Source organism: Amphritea pacifica, assembly GCF_016924145.1.
Taxonomy (GTDB): Bacteria; Pseudomonadota; Gammaproteobacteria; order Pseudomonadales; family Balneatricaceae; genus Amphritea; species Amphritea pacifica.
In genome coordinates this window covers 193,158-214,187 of record NZ_JAFFZO010000001.1, presented here as the reverse complement: position 1 = coordinate 214,187, position 21,030 = coordinate 193,158, and the positions used below count along the sequence as shown (strand labels likewise).

At 50.2% G+C, this 21,030-nt stretch carries 18 protein-coding genes; 12 read left to right on the top strand and 6 right to left on the bottom strand.

From position 1 onward, the window contains the following. The first annotated feature begins 52 nt into the window (after positions 1-52). From JW499_RS00880 to JW499_RS00865, 4 genes are all read left to right on the top strand, one after another. On the top strand, positions 53-916 hold the full coding sequence (locus JW499_RS00880) for a carbohydrate ABC transporter permease (protein WP_205208824.1): 864 nt from the start codon (positions 53-55) through the stop codon (positions 914-916). Further along, a complete protein-coding gene (locus JW499_RS00875) occupies positions 909-1,787 on the top strand; it encodes a carbohydrate ABC transporter permease (protein ID WP_205208810.1) in 879 nt (292 codons plus the stop codon). The genes JW499_RS00880 and JW499_RS00875 overlap by 8 nt, the downstream gene beginning before the upstream one ends. A gap of 36 nt (positions 1,788-1,823) precedes the next feature. After that, positions 1,824-2,939 carry an ABC transporter ATP-binding protein gene (locus tag JW499_RS00870; RefSeq protein ID WP_205208809.1) on the top strand — a complete coding sequence of 372 codons (1,116 nt, stop codon included), beginning with the start codon at positions 1,824-1,826 and terminating at the stop codon, positions 2,937-2,939. A gap of 112 nt (positions 2,940-3,051) precedes the next feature. Further along, positions 3,052-3,990 carry a helix-turn-helix domain-containing protein gene (locus JW499_RS00865; RefSeq protein ID WP_232846149.1) on the top strand — a complete coding sequence of 313 codons (939 nt, stop codon included), beginning with the start codon at positions 3,052-3,054 and terminating at the stop codon, positions 3,988-3,990. 212 nt (positions 3,991-4,202) lie between these two features. Here JW499_RS00865 and pgi read toward each other — a convergent pair whose 3' ends face one another. Then, entirely contained in the window at positions 4,203-5,834 is a 1,632-nt protein-coding gene (gene pgi / locus JW499_RS00860) for a glucose-6-phosphate isomerase (protein WP_205208808.1), read from the bottom strand. A 529-nt stretch (positions 5,835-6,363) separates the two neighbouring features. Between pgi and JW499_RS00855 the strand changes: the two genes are divergently transcribed. Beyond that, entirely contained in the window at positions 6,364-7,332 is a 969-nt protein-coding gene (locus JW499_RS00855; protein ID WP_332873986.1) for a carbohydrate porin, read from the top strand. A 182-nt stretch (positions 7,333-7,514) separates the two neighbouring features. Here the strand turns inward: JW499_RS00855 and JW499_RS00850 are convergent, their stop codons facing one another. Next, positions 7,515-8,585, bottom strand: coding sequence for a LacI family DNA-binding transcriptional regulator (locus JW499_RS00850; protein WP_205208807.1), 1,071 nt, complete (start codon positions 8,583-8,585; stop codon positions 7,515-7,517). A gap of 454 nt (positions 8,586-9,039) precedes the next feature. Here JW499_RS00850 and JW499_RS00845 point away from each other — a divergent pair, with 454 nt between their 5' ends. The 7 genes from JW499_RS00845 (at position 9,040) to JW499_RS00815 (ending at position 17,241) form a co-directional block, all read left to right on the top strand. Then, complete coding sequence (locus JW499_RS00845; RefSeq protein WP_205208806.1) at positions 9,040-10,050, top strand: LacI family DNA-binding transcriptional regulator; 1,011 nt, start codon at positions 9,040-9,042, stop codon at positions 10,048-10,050. Positions 10,051-10,128: 78 nt separating this feature from the next. Continuing rightward, positions 10,129-11,364 carry an extracellular solute-binding protein gene (locus JW499_RS00840; RefSeq protein WP_205208805.1) on the top strand — a complete coding sequence of 412 codons (1,236 nt, stop codon included), beginning with the start codon at positions 10,129-10,131 and terminating at the stop codon, positions 11,362-11,364. A gap of 78 nt (positions 11,365-11,442) precedes the next feature. After that, positions 11,443-12,573: a carbohydrate ABC transporter permease gene (locus JW499_RS00835; protein ID WP_205208804.1), complete on the top strand. Its 1,131-nt coding sequence runs from the start codon at positions 11,443-11,445 to the stop codon at positions 12,571-12,573. After that, on the top strand, positions 12,573-13,442 hold the full coding sequence (locus JW499_RS00830; RefSeq protein ID WP_205208803.1) for a carbohydrate ABC transporter permease: 870 nt from the start codon (positions 12,573-12,575) through the stop codon (positions 13,440-13,442). The genes JW499_RS00835 and JW499_RS00830 overlap by 1 nt, the downstream gene beginning before the upstream one ends. A 70-nt stretch (positions 13,443-13,512) precedes the next feature. After that, on the top strand, positions 13,513-14,652 hold the full coding sequence (locus tag JW499_RS00825; protein ID WP_205208802.1) for an ABC transporter ATP-binding protein: 1,140 nt from the start codon (positions 13,513-13,515) through the stop codon (positions 14,650-14,652). Positions 14,653-14,718: 66 nt separating this feature from the next. After that, positions 14,719-16,212: a glycoside hydrolase family 32 protein gene (locus JW499_RS22605; protein WP_205208801.1), complete on the top strand. Its 1,494-nt coding sequence runs from the start codon at positions 14,719-14,721 to the stop codon at positions 16,210-16,212. 126 nt (positions 16,213-16,338) lie between these two features. Beyond that, positions 16,339-17,241, top strand: coding sequence for a D-hexose-6-phosphate mutarotase (locus JW499_RS00815; protein WP_205208800.1), 903 nt, complete (start codon positions 16,339-16,341; stop codon positions 17,239-17,241). 77 nt (positions 17,242-17,318) lie between these two features. Here JW499_RS00815 and JW499_RS00810 read toward each other — a convergent pair whose 3' ends face one another. From JW499_RS00810 to zwf, 4 genes are all read right to left on the bottom strand, one after another. After that, on the bottom strand, positions 17,319-17,783 hold the full coding sequence (locus JW499_RS00810) for a methylglyoxal synthase (protein WP_205208799.1): 465 nt from the start codon (positions 17,781-17,783) through the stop codon (positions 17,319-17,321). Positions 17,784-17,897: 114 nt separating this feature from the next. Then, positions 17,898-18,566 carry a bifunctional 4-hydroxy-2-oxoglutarate aldolase/2-dehydro-3-deoxy-phosphogluconate aldolase gene (locus JW499_RS00805; RefSeq protein ID WP_205208798.1) on the bottom strand — a complete coding sequence of 223 codons (669 nt, stop codon included), beginning with the start codon at positions 18,564-18,566 and terminating at the stop codon, positions 17,898-17,900. A gap of 68 nt (positions 18,567-18,634) precedes the next feature. Then, positions 18,635-19,342, bottom strand: coding sequence for a 6-phosphogluconolactonase (pgl, locus tag JW499_RS00800; RefSeq protein WP_205208797.1), 708 nt, complete (start codon positions 19,340-19,342; stop codon positions 18,635-18,637). Beyond that, positions 19,329-20,804: a glucose-6-phosphate dehydrogenase gene (zwf, locus tag JW499_RS00795; RefSeq protein ID WP_205208796.1), complete on the bottom strand. Its 1,476-nt coding sequence runs from the start codon at positions 20,802-20,804 to the stop codon at positions 19,329-19,331. The genes pgl and zwf overlap by 14 nt, the downstream gene beginning before the upstream one ends. Positions 20,805-21,030 lie beyond the last annotated feature (226 nt).

Sequence of the window (21,030 nt, the reverse complement as noted above, 5' to 3'; positions counted from 1 at the left end):
ATTGGCAGACTCATCCGCACAGGGGGCAGGTTCTTCTAATCTGTTAGATCTGATGCAGCGCTGGCTGCCGAAACTGGTGCTGGCGCCCACGGTGATGATGACGCTGCTGTTTATATATGGCTATGTTATCTGGACCGGGGTGCTGTCCCTGACTAAATCACGCTTTTTGCCCAACTATAACTTTGTCGGTTTTGCCCAGTACGAGAAGTTGCTGGATAACGATCGCTGGTCGGTGGCTTCGCTGAATATTCTTATCTTCGGCGGACTGTTTATCCTGATCTGTCTGTTTATCGGTGTGGTTATGGCGATTCTGCTGGATCAGAAGATTCGTGCAGAGGGTTCAATCCGCACGGTGTTCTTATACCCGATGGCGCTCTCTTTTATTGTCACCGGTACCGCCTGGAAGTGGATTCTTAACCCGGGCCTGGGTTTGGAAAAACTGGTACATGACTTTGGCTACGAGAGCTTTCAGTTTGACTGGTTGGTTAACCCGGATATGGCGATCTATACCCTGGTTATTGCGGCGGTGTGGCAGTCATCCGGGTTTGTGATGGCGCTGTTTCTTGCCGGTCTGAGAGGTGTTGACAGTTCGATCGTTAAAGCGGCGCAACTGGATGGCGCCAGTATGCCGATGATCTATCGTCGTATTATTCTGCCCCATCTGCGGCCGGTATTTTTTAGTGCCTTTATTATCCTGTCACATATTGCGATCAAGAGCTTCGATCTGGTGATGGCGCTGACAGGGGGGGGACCTGGTTATGCGACCGATCTGCCGGCGACATTTATGTATGTCACCACCTTCAGCCGGGGACAGATCGGTCTGGGGTCCGCCAGTGCGATGATGATGCTCGGTGTGGTTCTGGCGATTCTGATCCCCTACCTCTATTCCGAATTGCGGGGTAAAAACAATGTCTGATTCTATCTATACCAACGCCCGTAATGTCAGGGCAGGCCGCATGGCGCTTTATGCCGTCTTGCTGTTGGCGGTGCTGTTCTATCTTTTGCCATTGGTCGTGATGTTGTTAACTTCGCTGAAAAGTATGGCCGATATCCGCGCCGGAAATCTGATCTCCTGGCCCGAGGAGTTCCTGCTGGATGCCTGGGTAAAGGCCTGGTCCTCAGCCTGTACCGGCGTGAGTTGTGAGGGTGTGGGATCATTTTTCTGGAACTCATTTCAGATCACTATTCCGGCAGTGCTGATCTCCACCTTTCTTGGCGCGTTGAATGGCTATGTGCTGACCAAATGGAAGTTTCGCGGCAGTGATATCTTCTTTGGCCTGATGCTGTTTGGCTGCTTTATTCCGTTTCAGGTGGTGATTCTGCCGATGGCGCAAACCCTGGGATGGCTGGGGCTGGCAAACACCACAACCGGGCTGGTGTTTGTTCATATCGTTTACGGTATGGCCTTTACCACGCTGTTCTTCCGTAACTTCTATGTCTCAGTGCCCAGTGAACTGGTGAGCGCAGCGAAGATCGATGGAGCCGGTTTCTTTACCATTTTCTGGCGCATTATTTTGCCGCTATCCACGCCAATTTTTGTTGTCTGTATTATCTGGCAGTTCACTCAGGTGTGGAATGACTTCCTGTTTGGTGTGGTGTTTTCCGGCGGTGATACCCAGCCCATCACGGTTGCACTGAACAACCTGGTTAACAGCTCAACCGGGGTTAAGGAGTACAACGTTGATATGGCTGCAGCGATGATTGCCGCGCTGCCTACTCTGGTGGTGTATGTCCTGGCGGGTAAGTATTTTGTTCGTGGTCTGACCGCGGGAGCGGTGAAAGGCTGATCCAGACAGATTAAAAATAATAACAGGTACAAGGTTATGGCTACGTTAGAGATTTCAAGTGTTAAGAAAAATTACGGTAAGGTCGAGGTGCTCAAAGGCATTGATCTGAGTATTAATGACGGTGAATTTCTGATTCTGGTGGGACCGTCCGGTTGCGGTAAATCGACTCTGATGAATAGCATTGCCGGGCTTGAGGATGTCAGCTCCGGTGATATTCATATCGGTGGTACTAATGTGACCGGATTAGCGCCGAAAGATCGCGATATCGCGATGGTGTTTCAATCCTATGCGCTCTACCCGAGCATGACGGTGCGGGGCAATATTTCGTTTGCGCTGGAGATTCGTAAAGTGCCAAAGAGTGAGAGGGAGGAAGAAGTTGAGCGGGTCGCCGATCTGTTACAGATTAGCCATCTGCTGGATCGAAAACCCTCTGAGCTTTCCGGTGGTCAGCGTCAGCGGGTTGCGATGGGCCGGGCGCTGGCACGTCATCCAAAGATCTATCTGTTTGATGAGCCGCTGTCCAACCTGGACGCCAAGTTGCGGGTTGAGATGCGCACTGAAATCAAAAAACTACACCAGCGTCTGAAAACCACCATTGTCTATGTTACCCACGATCAGATTGAGGCGATGACCCTGGCGGACCGAATCGCAGTGATGAAGGACGGAGAAGTTCAGCAGTTTGGTTCTCCGCAGCAGATCTACGATGACCCTGCGAATATGTTTGTTGCGGGCTTTATGGGCTCACCGGCAATGAACTTTCTCACCTGCACGCTGGAGTGTATTGACGATGGTTATGGTCTGAGTGTGACAACTTCAGATGATGAACGGTATTTTCTGCCGCTGCAGCATGGCGATAGCTCACTGCAGGAGTGGATCGGCAAAGAGGTGATACTGGGGATTCGTCCTGAGCAGATCACCCATGTGATCCCTCATAAGCAGGCGCAGAGCTGTGTTGCCCGTTTTACCGCAAAGGTTGCCGTGGCGGAGCCGACAGGCCCTGATACGCTGGTCCTGATCAATCTGAATGGTCAGGAGGTTGATTGTCGGGTAGATCCGATGGAAGAGAAGCCCGCCGGAAGTGATATGGAGTTTATGGTGGATATGTCTAAAGCGGTGCTGTTTGATCCCAGGACAGAAAAAAGATTGCTTTAAATCAGATAGCTGCAGTAAGGCATATTTTGTTTTAGCTATAAATGACCCTGTAATCTAAGGAGAGCCAGCATAAGCCAGCCTGGCTTTTCCTCTCTATTGGGATGAGCGATCTATGATCAGGAATAAAGAGCGAATTCAACCAGAGTTTAAGCCCTTAGATTCTATGGGAGGGACGTCGATACGATATTTTGAGCAGGATAAGCCAGCCACTCAGGATAACTGTCTTCACTATCATGATGACTATGAATTACACCTGACGACTCATGGCGAAGGGCGAGTGTTTGTGGGTGACTATATGGGTCACTTTGCTCCTCAGAGTCTGATACTGATTGGTCCGAATCTGCCACATTGCTGGGTTAACCAGTCAGGTGATAATGATGATCAGGGCTGCACCGAGCGGATAATCAACTTCTCACCGGAGCTTGTTTCAGCTCATACTAAGGGGGTGCCGGAAATGCAGGCGCTGACCCCTTTTTGGGAGAGAGCGCAATACGGTATTGAGTTTCTTGATGTTGACGCTATTGCCAGAATTCAACAGATTTTTGATGATATTGCAGCGCTATCCGGATTTCGCCGGGTGCTGCGATTCTGGTTTTTGATTGACCTGCTGGCTGCGGTGGCTGAATACCGGGTGTTGTCTGATGCTGCCTATTTGTCCTGTAAGGATGATACCAAATCTGCACGCCTGGACCAGGCGGTAGCCTACATTATGGAAAATTATAATACCGGGATTACGCTGGAGCAGGTGGCCGCACATATTGACATGAGTGTCGGGCATTTCTCCCGATTATTTAAGCGGGAGACCGGCTGCCGGTATATTGATTTTGTTAATGGAATTAAGATCAATAAGGCATGTGAGCAGCTTACGCACAGTGACCGGTCGATTACCGAGATCTGTTTTGCTGTCGGTTTTAATAATATTGCCAACTTCAATCGTCGATTTTACGACGTGAAAAAAATGACCCCCTCTGAATATCGCAGAGTCGCTTTGAAATCTTTATACGGCTATAAGTCTTTCAGCGGTGGCCGCGGCCTTTTGGTCAGTCAGTAACTCCTGGGGCATTATTACTGAGGCTGACGATAAACCCGCTGTTGCTCCATGGCGATGTGTGGACAGCTGTCTGCTGGATATACAGACACCGGTATAGCCGGATAGAAGACGGGCCATACAGGCCCGTCTGGTTTTGTCATTTTAAAGGTTCTAACGTGCAGTTTTTGGTGTTGCAGGGAGGCTTGCTTAAGAGCCTTGCTTAAGAGGCTTACTTAAGAGCCTTGCTTTGATCGCTTTGGGGCGGGTTTCGCTGGCTGCTTAGTTCCCATTTTACTGCGTACGATATTCATCAGCCCCTGAGTTGACGGATCATATTCAGAACTTTTTAGCTCAATATTACGGCTGATCTCAGTCGCCAGACGCTTACCCAGTTGTACTCCCCACTGATCGAATGAGTTGATATTCCAGATAGCCCCCTGCACAAACACTTTATGCTCATACAAGGCGATCAGCGCGCCCAGGTTGTGTGGTGTTAACCGATCCAGGAGCAGGGTGTTGCTGGGACGATTGCCCGGACAGGTCTGATAGTCGAGGATCCCTTCCTGCTGATCTCCATTCATAAACGCGTTGGCCTGGGCGAGCATATTGGTGAGCAGGGCAAAGTGGTGCTCTTCGGTTTTCTCATCAGGTTCAAGGGAGGCGATAAAATCGATCGGCACGAAGCGTGTACCCTGGTGAAGCAACTGGAAAAAGGCGTGCTGACCATTGGAGCCGGTCTGGCCCCAGACGATGGGGCCGGTTGCAAAGTCTACCGGATGACCCTCCATATCCACCGACTTGCCATTACTCTCCATATCCAGCTGTTGCAGAAATGCCGGAAGTTGGTGCAGGGCCTGATCGTAAGGGATGATGGCCTGGGTTTCGGCCCCCAGGAAGTTGATATTCCAGATGCCGATCAGGGCCATCAGTACCGGCATGTTGCTGATCAGTGGAGCTTCAACAAAATGGCGATCCATTTCGTAGGCACCTTCCAGCAACTCGATAAAACGGTCGTAACCGATGGACAGGGCGATTGCCAGACCGATACTTGACCAGAGAGAGTAACGCCCGCCCACCCAGGCCCAGAACTCAAAGATGTTTTCCCGACGGATACCAAACTCCATCGCTGCCGCCTGATTAGTCGACAGGGCTACAAAGTGCTGGCCGATGTCAGACTGACCGGTGTTGTCAATAAACCAGCGTCGTGCCGTACTGGCATTCAGCAGTGTTTCCTGGGTGGAGAAGGTTTTGGTTGAAACGATAAACAGGGTGGTTTCGGGATCAAGGCTGGTCAGTACTTTCTTAATATGCTGTCCATCGACGTTGGATATAAAGTGAAAACTCAGCTCAGGATGCTTGTAGTTTAGCAGTGCACGGCACACCATATTGGGACCCAGATCGGAACCACCGATACCGATGTTAACGATACTGCGGATCCGTTTGCCACTAAACCCTTTCCACTCACCGCTTCTGACCTTGTTGCTGAACGTTTCCAGTTTTTTCAGACTGGCACGAATGGCAGGCATGACATCCTCACCGTTGACGACCACCGGCTCTTCACCCCGGTTGCGCAGTGCTGTATGCAATACCGGCCGTTTCTCCGTTACGTTGATAATGTCTCCGGAAAACATCTGTGCACGGCGCTGATGAAGGGGGGAGTGATCTGCCAGTGTGATTAATGTTTTAAGTGTCTCATCGCTGATCTTATTTTTCGAATAATCAAGAAATATTTCCCCCAGCTGAAGGCTCATTTTATTAAAACGTTCAGGGTCGTTTTTAAAATAATCTGAAATTTTGTCGTTACTGTTTTTTTCAGCCAGTTTAACAAGTTTTTTCCAGGTAACTGAAGAGCTGAGTTGATACATAGATATCTCTCTTTTTATTGTTAGCCTTGATTAAAGGCGCCGCTAACGCTGTCTTTTTATGATGTTGTCGATCTCATATCTGATAGCAGGCAGGCCGACCGGTAGCACCGGGGAGCTACTGTCAGATAGTTCTTGATGTAATATAACGTATAAATATTAAATTTATTCGACAATATATCACTAATTATAGGTAATAAAAACAAAATAGTTGTGTCTGTGTGCTTTTTGTGCGTGAGCCGTGAATGGTGGGGGAGGCTCTGCATTTCTTCGTTCTATCCGTCTGTATGGCCGATGCTGGTTTTTATGGAAACGTTGTATGTTTACTAAATTTTTTATCGTTTTAGTAAGTGTTTAGAACGTTTCAGATATTTAAGATGCAGTGTTTAGATGGTTTTTATTGCGGCTGTCATTCGTTTTCATAATATCTGTCGAAGGATTTATTGATCCTGAATATTTTATCTTCCAGTGATAATCGGAAGTTAATACTTTATTTCCGGTTACCTATAAAAAAAAGACGGAGAAGTATGAAGTGAATTACAATAAGAAAGAGTTTGTAAAGTCGATGCTTGGAGCGGCTATTCTGGTGGCTTTGTCCAGTCAGAGCATGGCCGGTACCGATTTCAATGCTAACCTCGAACTGGATACTGATGCTACGGATACTGCAGCCGCAGATACGACTTATGATCAGAATGGTCGGGTCGAGGTCAACGTGCTTTCCCGTCGTGAAAAAGGCGAATATTTTGTTCAGGCAAAAGGGACCGTGCTGCTCACCGTTGATGGCACAACCTCTGTTGATGACGCCTATGTTCAGTTCGGCTCAAAAACCTGGGATCTGCAGGCCGGGCGCTTTGAAGCGGTAAACCTGTTCCCGAAAGCAAAAGATACCCTGATTGTTCATGCGGGCGGCGTGAGCGTCTATGAAGCCAATATGGTACGTGGTCGTATCGGTGATGGCGGCGGCCAGTTCGCATTGCACTACAATGCAAACGACAATGTTAAGTTTGAGCTGGCAACCATTTTTGGTGATGAAAATGCTTCGGGTGATGACACGACAGCGGTTTCCGGCGTACGCCCTTCAATCACCTGGAGTACCGGGGGTTTCAGTCTGTTTGCGGGTTATGAGAAAGTTAAATATGATCTGACCGCTGGTGGTACTCAGGATAAAAGTGGTTTTGGTATCGGCACTAACTTTGATCTGGGTGCAGCTAACATCAATATCGCGGCTGCCCGCTCAAAAGATGAAAACAGTGACGAAAAGGTCACCTCATACATTGCCAACATGGTTTACGGTAACTTCGGTGCCGGTGTCATTCGTTCAGATGTCGATCAGGGCAGCAGTACCGATCCAAACGTCACCACCGCTTATCTGGCGTACAGCGTTCCGCTGCTGGATATCGAAGGCGCAACGGTTACCTTCGCAGGCTCTTTCTCGTCAGCTGATAATGTCACTGATGATGAAACGACAGCACTGCGTGTGCGCTTAAACTATACGTTTTAAGCACTGATGTTATCCCCCTGGCGGTTTGATGCAATGGAACCCCTTCCCATTGTGTCATCTCGCCGGGACTGATTCACCTGAGGAGTTTATGGGCTGGCAGCTGCTGGCAGCGCGAACACATAAGCTTCTGTGCCATTTGCCGACAGAGATCTCTGATGCCTGTCGGTTTTTTTATATCTGGATCAGGGCATGGGGCAGCTTTCGCGGATAAGCAGCTCAGTTGGCAGTATTGTTTCGCGAGGAGGGGCGGGTTTTGTAAACAGGCCTGCTGCAATCTCACCTTTGGCAAAGTTATCCTGCTTAACGGTTGTCAGTGAGGGGGAGCTGGTCAGTGATTCGGGGACGCCATCAAAACCTATTATTTTAAGCTCTTGTGGGATTCTGATTCCCATTCGGGTTGCCTCTTTTATGGCGGTTAGTGCATAGGTGTCGGTCATGCAAAAAAGGGCATCCGGCCGGGGGGTGCAGTGCAGCGCTTCACGCACGGCAAGCAGGGCTGAGGCTTCCGTGTTATCCGGGATATGCCAGAGTCGCTCATTGGGCAAAGTCATATTGTGTTCACTCAGCGCCTGACGGTATCCCTGCAGGCGAAGCGCAGCGACTGAAATGGTGTTGCTGAACAGATCGTTATCGTTGTAGACACGGCACACATGTTTGGAGTTGATGATGCGTAATCCCAGTATGGCGGGGTATTTCGGAGAGTGTTGCAGTGCCAGATCTGCGCTGTTGAACGCGCCGCCGAAATTGTCACTGGCGATGCTGCTGTGATCCCCCATGGCGCAGTCGACGGCAATCAGTTTTTTGCTTTGCAGCGTGAGCTGATCAAAAATGGCGTCGTCCTCAATATGCCCGTAGACAATAAAGCCATCGACGGTTGATTGTAACCGGCGTACCTGGTTGGTGCTGGATAGCTCCCGGGAGTGGATCATTAGCATGCTCAGATGCTGACTCTCTAACTCGGTGGTGACGCCGTTGAGGAATTGATTGGCAACACTGTCGTTCAGGTTATAGCTGAGGCAATCTGGCAAAACTATGCCAATCACACCCTGGCTACCGCTGCAATCTGCTTTACGGGGAGAGCCAGAGCTGCGATATCCCAGTTGCCGGCACTCAGACAAGATGCGTTCGCGCAGCTCCGGCGAGAGTTGATCAGGATGATTGAATGCATTCGAAATAGTCGCTGTAGAGACACCTATATGATTAGCTGCATCCCGGATAGTGGGGCGGGGTGCTTTTTTGCTGTCAGCGATCATAGTCTGAGTCTCCGCAGTGAAGAGCCGTCAGAGGTTCTCTCTTTAATGTTTCATGGGTGAAACATTTTAAATAAGCAATCAGTTTCATAATGGATGCATTCTTATTGTTATATGGCTTAAGCGATTGAGCGATATGACTTATCTGATATCAGGTCATACCGGTTTGCCGTAACAGGCTTCTCTGAAACAGAAATAGATTTTTTAACTTATTGTTTAATATAAACTTTACCTCTGTTACTTAACGTGACAGGTTTTTTTGTCAGGCTCAATTGATCGTCTGAAAAGCCACTGTCGGGTTAAAAACAATCCCTGTCAGCATTTTGAAGTTTAGCTCTGCTTTGGTTTGTAGTTAAAAAAATCTAATCATTGAGGTGAATAATACTCAAACAATATTGACAACTCAATGGCTCCGATCTAGTATTTGACAACGTTGTCAATAAATGGTCGTAGGTTGATGGTATCCATTAAACAGGTGGCGAAGCAGGCCGGAGTTTCTTTCAAAACCGTTTCCAGGGTGGTGAATAACGACCCTAATGTGCGTGAAGAAACCCGTGCCCGGGTGCAGGAAGCGATCGCTGCTTTGAACTACAGGCCTAACCGGGCTGCTCGTATGATGCGTAATCAGCAGTCGGGTGTTATCGGTTTTATCTCCGATGAAGTGGTGACTCAGCCCTATGCCGGGGACCTGTTGATCGGGGCTCAGGAGGTGGCGAGCCAGCATGATAAGGTTTTAATGGTGGTTAACATTGAAAACGATCGTATTGGCAGGCAGCGAGCCATTGATATGTTGCTGGAGCGACGGGTAGAAGCTCTGGTCTATGCGAGCTATTACCATAAAGAGGTGCAGGTGCCGCAGGAGATGTTGCAGGTGCCATCTGTGTTAGTGAACTGCTATGCGGAAAACGAAACACTCACCACCTTTATTCCTGACGAAGTTCAGGCTGGCTATGATGCTACGCGGCTGCTGCTTGAACAGGGCCATAAACGCATTGGGCATATTACTCTGAATCCGGATATTATCGCTGCGGTAAAGCGACTGGAGGGTTACCGCGAGGCACTCGCTGAGGCCGGTATTGCGTATGATCCGCAGTTGATTGTTCAGGGGGAGTCACGCTTTGACGAAGCCGGGGATAGTGCCAGTGTTGAAAAAGCGGTTGCAGAGTTGTTGAAGCTGACTCATCAGCCAACGGCCTTTGTCTGTGGGAAAGATGAGTTTGCCATGCAGGCCTACTTTGAATTTGCTAAACGTGGCTTGCAGGTCGGCAGAGATATAGCGGTCACCAGTTTTGATAATCAGCGCATGATAGCGCCAGGTTTGTCGCCCGGACTGACGACCATGGCATTGCCTCATTTTGAGATGGGGCAGGCCGCGATGAACAGTATTTTCAATCAGGGGGATGATATGGTCACCCGGTTGATCCCGTTTTCGGTTATTGAGCGGCAGTCTCATTTGCTGAAAAATTAGTGCTTATAATCAAGATAAAATAACAATAAGGGTCAAAACATGAAAAGAATGAACATCTCTCTTTTGTCTTGCGCTGTAATGACAACGTTGACATTCAGTGTTGGCAGCGTCATGGCTGCGACGTCTGAAATTAAACTATGGCGTCATGAAACGAGTAATATTAAGGAGATCGAAGTCAATAAGGCGACGATAGATCGTTTTAATCAGTCACAAACGAAATGGCATATTACCGCAGAGATGATCCCCGAGGGTTCATATACCCAGACGGTCACTGCGGCAGCACTGGCCGGAGATCTGCCCTGCATCCTGGATATGGATCAGCCGGTAGTGCCTAACTTTGCATGGTCAGGTTATCTGCGACCTCTTGAAGGCCTGCTTTCTCAGGACGCGCTTGATGGCCTGATTGGCAGTGCGAAAGGCACATACAAAGGCAAAGTCTATTCTGTCGGTCAGTTTGATGTCGCGCTGGCGTTGTTTACCCGTAAATCGATTCTTGAGAAATATAACCTGCGTCAGGCCACCTATGTGCAGCCGTGGACTAAGGCTGAACTGCTGGATGCGCTGGCAAAACTGAAAGCATCCGGTGAGTTCCAGTATCCGCTGGCGATGCGTACCGGCTGGACCGGTGAGTGGTACTCCTATGGTTATGCACCGATGCTGCAGAGTTTTGGTGCAGACCAGATCGATCGTGACAACTACGTCACCTCTGAAGGTGTGCTCAACGGTGAAGCAGGTCTGGCCTGGGGCACTTTCTTTCAAGGCCTGTTTGACAAAGAGTATGTTGATCGTAACCCGAGTGATGACAAAGCGTTTGTTCAGGGGCGTGCGGCACTGGACTATGTTGGCAGTTGGGAGATGGCAAATCACTCTGAGCGCTGGGGCGATGACCTGGTTGTGATGCCGGTGCCTGATTTTGGTGGTGGTCCGGTTATCGGTGGTGGTTCCTGGCAGTGGGGTATTACTCAGTCATGCGCGAACCCGGAAGGCGCCGCGGCATTCGTTGACTTTATGTTGCAGCCTGAAGAGATCTCCGCTATGTCAGTGGCAACGGGCATGATTCCTTCCTCTCCAGAAGCCGCAGAGCTGACAGAGCATTATCAGGTTAGCGGCGACTGGCGTTTTTTCTACGATTTTTCAGCCGCGTTTGCTGTACTGCGTCCAGCGACTCCAGCCTATCCAATTATTTCCAGCACCTTTGAAAAAATGGCGCGGAATATAAAAGATGGTGCTGATGTGCAGGATGCCCTGGATGAAGCAGTTGATACTATCGAACGCAACATTTCTGACAATAAAGGCTACGGTTTTACTCAGTAAACCAGCCTTTCCGGACTGTTATTGTGCTCTGTAAAAGAGGGCAGTAGCAGTCTGATAGTGAAGCAGCGAGATATCTGTATGAATGCTAGTACGTCTGTTAACAGTAGTGACACGTTAACCGTGTCATCCGGTCGGTCTGCCGAGACCCGTCGCCCACCGAGAAAGCGTTATGTTTTTCTTATGAGTGCTCCGGCTCTGCTGGGTCTGTTTATGTTTATGGTTCTGCCGTTTTTAATGGCACTGGGGATGTCATTTACCGATCAGCGTTTGTTGTCGCCTAATGCGACAGAGTGGGTTGGGTTACGTAACTACGACCGCTTGTTAAACATCAGTTGGTTGGTGCAGGAACCTGTTTCAGACGCAGATAACCATCTGAAACAGACCGCCGATGGTGAGCTGGTCTATCCAAGACTGCGTTCAGTGCTGCGTAAGAATCCTGAATATAAAGAGTTTAAGGAGTTTACTCACTGGTCTTTTGGCGATAAGCGTGTGGTCCTTCTGGCCAAAGATCCAAGCTTCATCCAGTCCATTATTAATACGTTACTGTTTGTCATTCTGGTGGTCCCCATCCAGTGCGGTACCGCCCTTGGATTAGCGCTGCTGATTAATCAGAAACTGCGGGGAATCTTTCTGTTTCGAACGGTATTCTTCTCGCCGGTGGTGACATCGATTGTGGTGGTGTCGATCGTCTGGAGCTTCCTGTATCACAAAGATTTAGGGTTATTTAATCACTATCTGAATGCGATGTCGTTCGGTCTCATCGGTCCGGTTGACTGGCTGGGTGATCCGGACTGGGCAATGCCCTCGATTGTGCTGATGTCTGCCTGGCAGGCGGCCGGGGTGCAGATGCTTATTTTTCTGGCGGGTTTGCAGGGCATCTCCGGCGATCTCTACGAAGCCGCTGAGCTCGATGGTGCCGGTCCCTGGGGTAAGTTTGTCAACGTGACGCTGCCGGGGCTTAAAAACACCACTATTTTCGTTGTTATCAGTACCACGATTCAGGCCTTCGGTCTGTTTACTCAGGTTGATGTGATGACCCGGGGGGGTCCACAGGGCTCTACCTCGACGGTTATGTATCATGCCGTGACCAAGGGATTCCGCGAGCAGGATATTGCCTATGGTTCGGCGATCAGCGTGATTTTCTTTCTGGCTATTCTGGCAATTGCGTTGCTACAGAAGCGCTTCTTTGACAAGCGGGAGGATGCGTAATGAAACGTTTACAAAAGCTGGGCGCCTATCTCTTTCTTCTATTGATCGGTTATGTGTTCCTGTTCCCGCTGCTGTTTATGATTATGTCTTCATTTAAGCCGGAGCAGGTGATCTTTGCTGATCTTTACAGTATCCGGGCCATTCTGCCGGTCGGCGATCTTACTCTGGATAACTATCGTCAGGTATTTGAAAAGAGTGATGTTTTGCTTTATTTCCGTAACTCAATACTGATTACGTCGGCGGCAGTGGTTCTCGGGTTGATCGTTAACAGTTTACTGGCATTCACCCTCTCCCGTATGCGCTGGAGTGGTCGCAAATATATTCTTGCGGCGGTGGTTGCACTGATGATTATCCCTATTGAAGCGATTGTGGTGCCGCTGTTATTGCTGGTCTCCAAGTTGCCAACAATCGGCTGGGAGCAGGGTGGTCTGGTGCTGATGGGGTCCTGGTTAAACTCGCTGGAAGTACAGATTCTGCCTTTTGTTGCGAACTCCTTTTTTATCTTCCTGTTCTATCAGTTTTTCAGGGATATCCCGAAAGATTTTGATGAAGCCGCTGAGCTGGATGGTGCGACTCCGTTTCAGATCTACCGACACATTATTGTGCCGATGTCCGGTCCCGTGTTTGCCACTGTGGCGATCCTGCACTTTCTGCTGATGTGGAATCAGTATATCTGGCCGATTATGGCGGTGCAGGGAGAGGACGCCCGTCCGGTTATGCCGGGTATTCAGATCTTCTTCGGCAGGCAGACCAGTTGGGGGGAAATTATGGCCTACGCCTCATTTGTTACCCTGCCGGTGCTGGCCGTGTTCCTGGCGTTCCAGAAGAAGTTTGTTAGCAGTTTGGCCGGAGCCGGCATAAAAGGCTGACCGGTTGTTGGAAAAATAAGAATTTATGTACTTGATCGCCTGTACGGCAGGCGATCTTGGGAGAAGAAAAATGGCAGACGTAAAGCTGACCAAAGTCGTTAAGCGCTATGGTGATGTTGAAACAATTCACGGTATCGATCTGGATATTAAGGATGGTGAATTCGTTGTCTTCGTTGGTCCATCCGGTTGTGGTAAATCTACACTGCTGCGCATGGTTGCAGGGCTTGAAGATATCACCGAGGGTGAGCTGCATATTGATAATGAATGTGTCACCTCTGTTGCCGCATCCCGTCGGGGGGTGGCGATGGTGTTTCAATCCTATGCCCTTTATCCACATATGACGGTGCGGGAAAATATGGGGTTTGGCCTGAAAATGGCAAAAACGGATAAGGCTGAGATCAAGCGTCGGGTGGATGAGTCGGCCAGAATTCTCCAATTAGAGCCATTACTGGATCGCAAGCCTAAAGCGCTTTCTGGTGGTCAGCGTCAGCGGGTCGCCATTGGCCGGACCATTGTGCGCAACCCCAAAGTCTTTCTCTTTGATGAGCCATTATCGAATCTGGACGCCGAACTTCGCGTTCAGATGCGGGTTGAGATCGCTAAACTGCACTCTCAGCTGAAGAATACCATGATCTATGTAACCCATGATCAGGTGGAAGCGATGACCATGGCGGATAAGATTGTCGTTTTACGGGGTGGAAATATCGAGCAGGTCGGCAGCCCGATTGAGTTGTACCTGAACCCGGTTAATGAGTTTGTTGCGGGTTTCATCGGCTCTCCCCGGATGAACTTTTTTGATTGTGATGTTATCGCTCAGACCGACGATTCTCTGACGCTGAAACTGCCTTGTGGTGAAGTGTGTCAACTGGCGGCGGATGTCAGTCGTTCTCCGGGAATGACCCGGGTGAAACTGGGTATTCGTCCTGAGCATCTGAAAGAGGATCAGAGTGGCGAAATCAGGATTGGCGTCGATGTTGATGTAGTGGAGCATCTCGGTGGCTCAACCTATGTTTATGCCCGTTACAGTGGTGAGCATGAGCTGATCATTCAAACCGGCGGGTTAAGTCCGGTCAGGCGGGGCGATCATTGTGATTTCAGCTTTAACCTCGACCAGTGTCATCTGTTTGATTGTAACGGTCTGTCGCTCAGAGCGGCCAAACCTGTACCGCTTCACACCCAGGCACCTGTCGCGCAAGCCCTCTCAGGTTAATCACAGCTTTTACGTTTCTCAGCACACCGGCAGCGTCTGGTGTGCCCTGACTATTACCGGTACTTTATGACTTCTGTTGCTAATGTTTATGCCCCGTTGCCTGTAAGGCCCCTGCTCCATTTTACGCCACCGAAGGCGTGGATGAATGACCCTAACGGGCTGGTTTATTTTGATGGTGAGTATCATCTGTTCTATCAGTATTATCCTGAGGGGCTGGAATGGGGACCGATGCATTGGGGGCACGCGGTCAGTCGAAATATGATTGACTGGCAGCATCTGGATGTTGCGCTGTTTCCCGATGAGCGGGGGATGTGTTTTTCCGGTAGTGCGATTGTTGATCATAACGATAGCAGTGGGTTGTTTGATGGTCAGCCGGGTCTGTTGCTCTTTTATACTGCGCATCGGGTAAGCGGGAGCGCCGCGGAGGATTATGAGCAGGATCAGTGTATCGCCTATAGTTGTGATAAGGGGCGTAGCTGGCAGAAATATGCTGGGAATCCGGTTATCCCGGTGCCGGGTTTCCGGGATTTTCGTGACCCTAAAGTGATCTGGCATGAGGCCTCGCAGTACTGGATTATGGCGCTGGCCTGTGGCCAGACAATCCGTTTTTACCGCTCTGAAAATCTGCTGGACTGGTCGTTATGCAGTGAGTTTGGTGAGCATCAGGGGTCTCATACAGAGGGCCCCTGGGAGTGTCCTGATCTGTTCGAACTGCCGGTTGAAGGCGGCACAGGCAGTCGCTGGGTGCTGGTTGTGGGGGTAGGGGCCGGTAAAGATAGCTGGGGGTCCTTTACTCAATATTTCATTGGCGACTTTGATGGCACCCATTTTCATAATGAAAATGCTCCGGATAAAGTGCTGCTGATGGATCACTCCCGTGATTTTTATGCGGTACAAAGCTGGTCGGATGCGCCGGATAATCGCCGCATCGTCATTGCCTGGATTAATAACTGGTTGTATGCCAATAAGATTCCCGAAAATGGCTGGCGTGGCATGATGACCATTCCCAGAGAGATCCGTCTGGTTGCCACCACTGAAGGGGTGAGGATTGGACAGCGGTTTGTGCCAGAACTGGGTGAGCAGCGGGCATGGCAAAGGGCTATGATCGCCTGTGGCGCAGTTGATGAGGGCGGGCAACTTGCCCTGACGATGGCACAGGAGAGCATAAAGCCGGTCCATGGATCAATCAGTTTTGCTATGCAGCCGGGCAGTTGTGTTGATCTGTATCTGAGTCAGCCTGAGCAGCCTGATCTGACTTTCAGACGGACGGATAGCGGGCTGATCATGAGTTATCAGCGTGCGGGACAGAATGGTGACGACGCATTTGATCGGTTTTTCCCCTGTCACTTTGATCTGCCAATCATCCAGAGCCAGGCTTCAGTAACGCTGGAATGGGCCAGTGATAATGGCAGTCTTGAATTGCTGATTAATGATGGCATCTACTCATTAACCAGTCTGCAGCTGTGCCAATCTGATGTTGTCGTCGATAATATGCAGAAGCTGATGGTTGTCAGTGGCGGCATTGAGATAACGGGCGGTCAGACTAACGTTCTTGGTTAGCAGGTTTTGCTGTACTATTCAGCTCTACTATATGTCTGCTCTGCTACATGCCAGTTGCACTGAATTCTCAGCCGTCTGTTGATGACGGCTTTCCCTGTATGAATAATCTGATCGAGGCCGGTAATTATGGATCATGCACCGTTTCAGGATAGCCTGGAAATTACAATTTCAGGCATGGCTATGGGGTGCCACTCCCTGCAATGGAGCGGATATGAGCTGGTTGTTTATAAGGCGCTCTGGGGCGAGCTGGTCCTCTCCCTGCTGGGCGGGCAGGTGCTGTTGTTTCGTCCGGCGGGAGAGAAACCTCTGTTATGGCTGACAGAAAAGCCTGCCGGTGCACCTGCGGCGATCCGTGGTGGCATACCGGTCTGCTGGCCCTGGTTTGCGGAGCACCCTGAAAAACCTGAGCTGCCTAAGCACGGTGTGGCCCGCACCGCCCGCTGGCAGATCGATGATCGGACTGTTGATGATGCTGGCGGACGGTGGCTGATGTCACCGGAGGACTCGCTTTGTGACGGGATTCAGTTACAACTGGAGATCACTGTGACCGGTGCTGAACTTTCGCTGGCGCTGACCACCACTAATGAGTCTGATCAGCCGATGGCAGTGACTCAGGCGCTGCACAGTTATTTTGCGGTGTCTGACAGCCGTGAGACTGAGATACTGGGATTAGCGGATTGCCGCTGTCTGGATAAGGTTCAGGGGATGCAACCGGGAGTGATGCCGTCATCCCTGCGCTTTACTGCGGAAACCGATCTGGTGGTTGAACAGGCAGATAATAGTGAAGCAGTGGTGCTGATTGATCATGGCTGGAAACGTAGGTTGCGCATCACTAAGAGGGGCGGTGGCTCAACAGTTGTCTGGAATCCGGGGCCAGCGGCGGCTAACATCGGTGATGTAGGGATGGATCAGGTGGCCCGTTTCGTTTGTGTCGAGGCTGCCAGAACCCGGTTTTTCGATGATCAGACGCTGGCTGTTGGCGAAACACAGACACTGGCCACGTCGGTCAGTGTGCTGCCATACCCTTAGTGCGATCAGCCGGAATAGCCCCACCGTTACCTCGATTCATTACAACGCATCAGGGCAGAGTATTTCTGCCTTTTTATTTACGGGTTATTGAGCCGTTTCTGCAGATAGCTTTCATAATCCGGTACGCTATAGGGGTGCTTCTGACTCAGTAGTGGCGAGCTGATCATGAAGTCGGCAGAGCTTCGGCTACAGGCCACCGCAACATTCCACACCGCCGCAACCCGCAATAGCGCTTTAACATCAGGGTCGTGGGGCATCGGCTCGAAGGGATCCCAGAAGAACACAATAATGTCGATCTTCTGTTCGGTCAGCAGCGCGCCAATCTGCTGGTCGCCACCCAGTGGACCGCTGATAAGTTTGGTAATCGGCACCTGCAGATGGTTTTCCAGCAGATGGCCGGTGGTACCAGTGGCATACAGCTGGTGCTGGCGCAGCGTGCTGAGGTTCTTGTGTGTCCAGTCGAGCAGATCCTGTTTCATATTGTCGTGAGCGATCAGTGCGATGCGTTTCTGTTCAGGCATCTCAATCTGCTTCATATCCATTCAGGCCCCCTTTTTTTGCGTTATGTCGGTGAATAAAAAAGCCCGCATAGCAGCGGGCAAGCCTTACATCAGGTAACTGTTAGCTGAAGTTGAAATTCCAGGGTTTGCATAGTTTCAGATGCCGCTTTTAGTGGCACTTGAGACGGCCTCTTGCGCCAGGCGCATGACGCCAGCCCAGTCTTTATTGGCGATCAGCTCATCCGGTGTCAGCCAGGTGCCGCCAACGCACATAACATTTGGCAGTGCGAGATAGTCGGCTGCGGTGTGCACCCGGATACCGCCGGTGGGGCAGAACCGGATATCAGCAAAGGGGCCGCCGAAGGCTTTCAGTGCCGCTGTGCCGCCAGATATCTCTGCCGGGAAAAACTTAAAGCGCTTATAGCCCCGTTTGATCCCCTCCATCATCTCTGAAACGGTCTGGATACCTGGCAGATAGATTGCGTCACTGTTCACACCGTAGTCCAGTAGTTCGTTGGTGATACCCGGGCTGACAATAAAAGAGCTGCCGCTATCGACACAGCGCTGAAAGCTTTCCGGATTGATAACGGTGCCTGCGCCGACTTTTGCCTGGGGCACTGAGTGGGCTATCGCTTCGATCACTTTGAGGGCATTCCCGGTGCGCAGGGTGACTTCAAGTACAGGCAGTCCGCCTTCAACCAGCGCTTCTGCAAGAGGTACGGCATCTGCTACATTTTCAATGGTGAGCACCGGAATAACCGGGCCCAGGCTGCACAGTTGATCTACTTTCGCAATTATCTCGGCTGATAGTGTTTTTTTAGTCATACATAATCCTGTTATTTTTTTGGGGCCTGGGCCAGTGATATAAGATCGTTATATACACAGGGTGATGGTTATGGCGCCCAGTAGATCATTATCGGGTGTTGCAGAAACAGATTGATGGGCATCGACTCAGGCTTACTGGTAAGTGCCCGGGACAGAGTCTCCAGTTTGTCATTTCCACAAATATGTAAAATTCTAAGCTCGCTATTTAGCAGACGCGCGGGTGTGAGAGAGATCCGGGCGTAAGGTGCTGTGCTTGGATTAACGGCCACACAGTCAGCATTGCTGGTAAGCGCTGCGTCAAGCTCAGAAGAGCAGGGGAAGAGTGATGCGGTGTGACCATCGTTACCCATGCCTAAGATCACGATATCCAGCGGACCATCGATCGCTGCCAACCGTGTGTTGCAGCGATCAACAGCCGCTTCAGCTGAGCTGTCGGGCTGCCACAGCCGGATGTAGTGAGCTTGCTTAGCGCTGTTTTGCAACAGATGAGTATGCAGTAACCTGTCATTGCTATCGGTTTCATCAGGGCTGATCCAGCGGTCATCAACCAGAGTGACCGTAACATTTTCCCAGGCTAGCTCAGCGTGACTCAGACTCTGGAACAGAGGGATCGGGGTTGAACCGCCAGAAACGGCCAGGCTGGCTCCGCCTCTGTTTTCGATTGCTTGCAGTAATCGATGCTGCAGAAGGGTCGACAGGTTGTCTGTCAGCGCCTCTCTTGAATCAAATGCGCAGACCGTTACATGGTCCGGTAAATTCAGATCACTGATCTTCATGCCAGCTATTCCCGTCTTTGATTAACATGAGATCTGATGCTTTGGGGCCCCAGCTGCCAGCAGAATAGGGCTGGGGCGGTTTAGTATCATTCGCCCAGTGTCCCATTAACTGATCACACCAGTGCCAGGCATGTTCCACCTCATCCCGCCGGACAAAGAGGTACTGGTTGCCCTGAATAACCTCAAGCAGCAGTCGTTCATAGGCATCGGGTATACGGCTCTGTTCAGACGACTGGGAAAAGTTCAGATTCAGCGACTCGCTACGTAAGCGCATCCCTTTATTCAGTCCGTGATCCTTATTCAGAATCTGCAGGGAGATTCCCTCTTCCGGTTGCAGGCGGATAACCAGTTTATTCTGTGCCAGATGTCTCTGACTCTCATCGAAGATGAAGTGTGGCTGCGGTTTAAAGTGAACGGTTATCTGTGATAGCTTTTCCGGCATCCGCTTTCCGGTTCGCAGATAGAAGGGCACTCCCGCCCAGCGCCAGTTATTGATCTCCGCCTTGATAGCAACAAAGGTTTCGGTTTTGCTGTCCGGGTTTGCGCCTTCCTCCTCCATATAGCCTGGTACGGGATTACCTTCCAGAACCCCTTTGGTATAACGGCCGCGAACCACATGGGTATTACACATCTCCAGAGTGATAGGGCGCAGGGCTTTGAGTACCTTCACTTTTTCATTGCGGATCATATCGGCAGACAGATCGTCAGGTGGATCCATTGCGGTCAGACAGAGCAGTTGTAACAGGTGGTTCTGTACCATATCGCGCATCTGACCCGCTTTATCGAAGTAACCCCAGCGGCCCTCTATGCCGACTTTCTCTGCCACGGTGATCTCAACGTGGGAGATATGACTCTGGTTCCACTGTGAACCAAACAGAGGGTTGGCAAAGCGCAGGGCGATCAGATTTTGTACCGTTTCTTTACCCAGATAGTGATCGATACGGTAGATCTGGGTTTCATCGAAGTATTCAGCGACCTGATCATTAACCTCATTGGACGATTGGAGGTTATGGCCGATCGGTTTTTCCAGAACAACGCAGCTGTTGGTGTTAGTGCAGCCACTCCTGGTCAGGTTTCTGCTGATCGATCCATAGATGGATGCGGGGGTTGCATAGTAAAAGATCCGGGCCCGTTCAGCGCTTTGATCGAGTATCGCTTTCAGGTTCTGGTAGCTCTCTGTTTCAGTAAAATTGACAGCGCAGTATTCGACTTTGTCCAGAAACCGGGCCAATATTTCAGGCTCAAGCTCGTCTGCCTTAATATATTTTTGCAGACTTTCTTCGCAGGTATGGGTGAAGCTGGCGGTATCTTCTTCATGTCTGGCGACGCCGATGATTCTCGTTTCCTGGCTAAGCAGGCCTGCGCGCTCAAGCTGATAAAGGGATGCAAAGAGTTTGCGTTGCGCAAGGTCACCCATGGCTCCGAAGATGACAATGTCGCTGGAAGTATTAGGAATGGACATGGTTGAACCTGTTTTGTAGTTATTAATGCAATATAATGGCTATACTATGTCTTATTAATTGTATTTTCAATATAAAAATACGTAATATAACAACATAATATTCATGTATCTGTGACTTCCTTGTCGATATTTGCCCCAAAATAGTGCTGGAAGCGATTTTGCTACGGGGTTATAGTCACCGTTATATATTTAAATGTAGTTAAATAACCACCATTTAGTCTAGTCG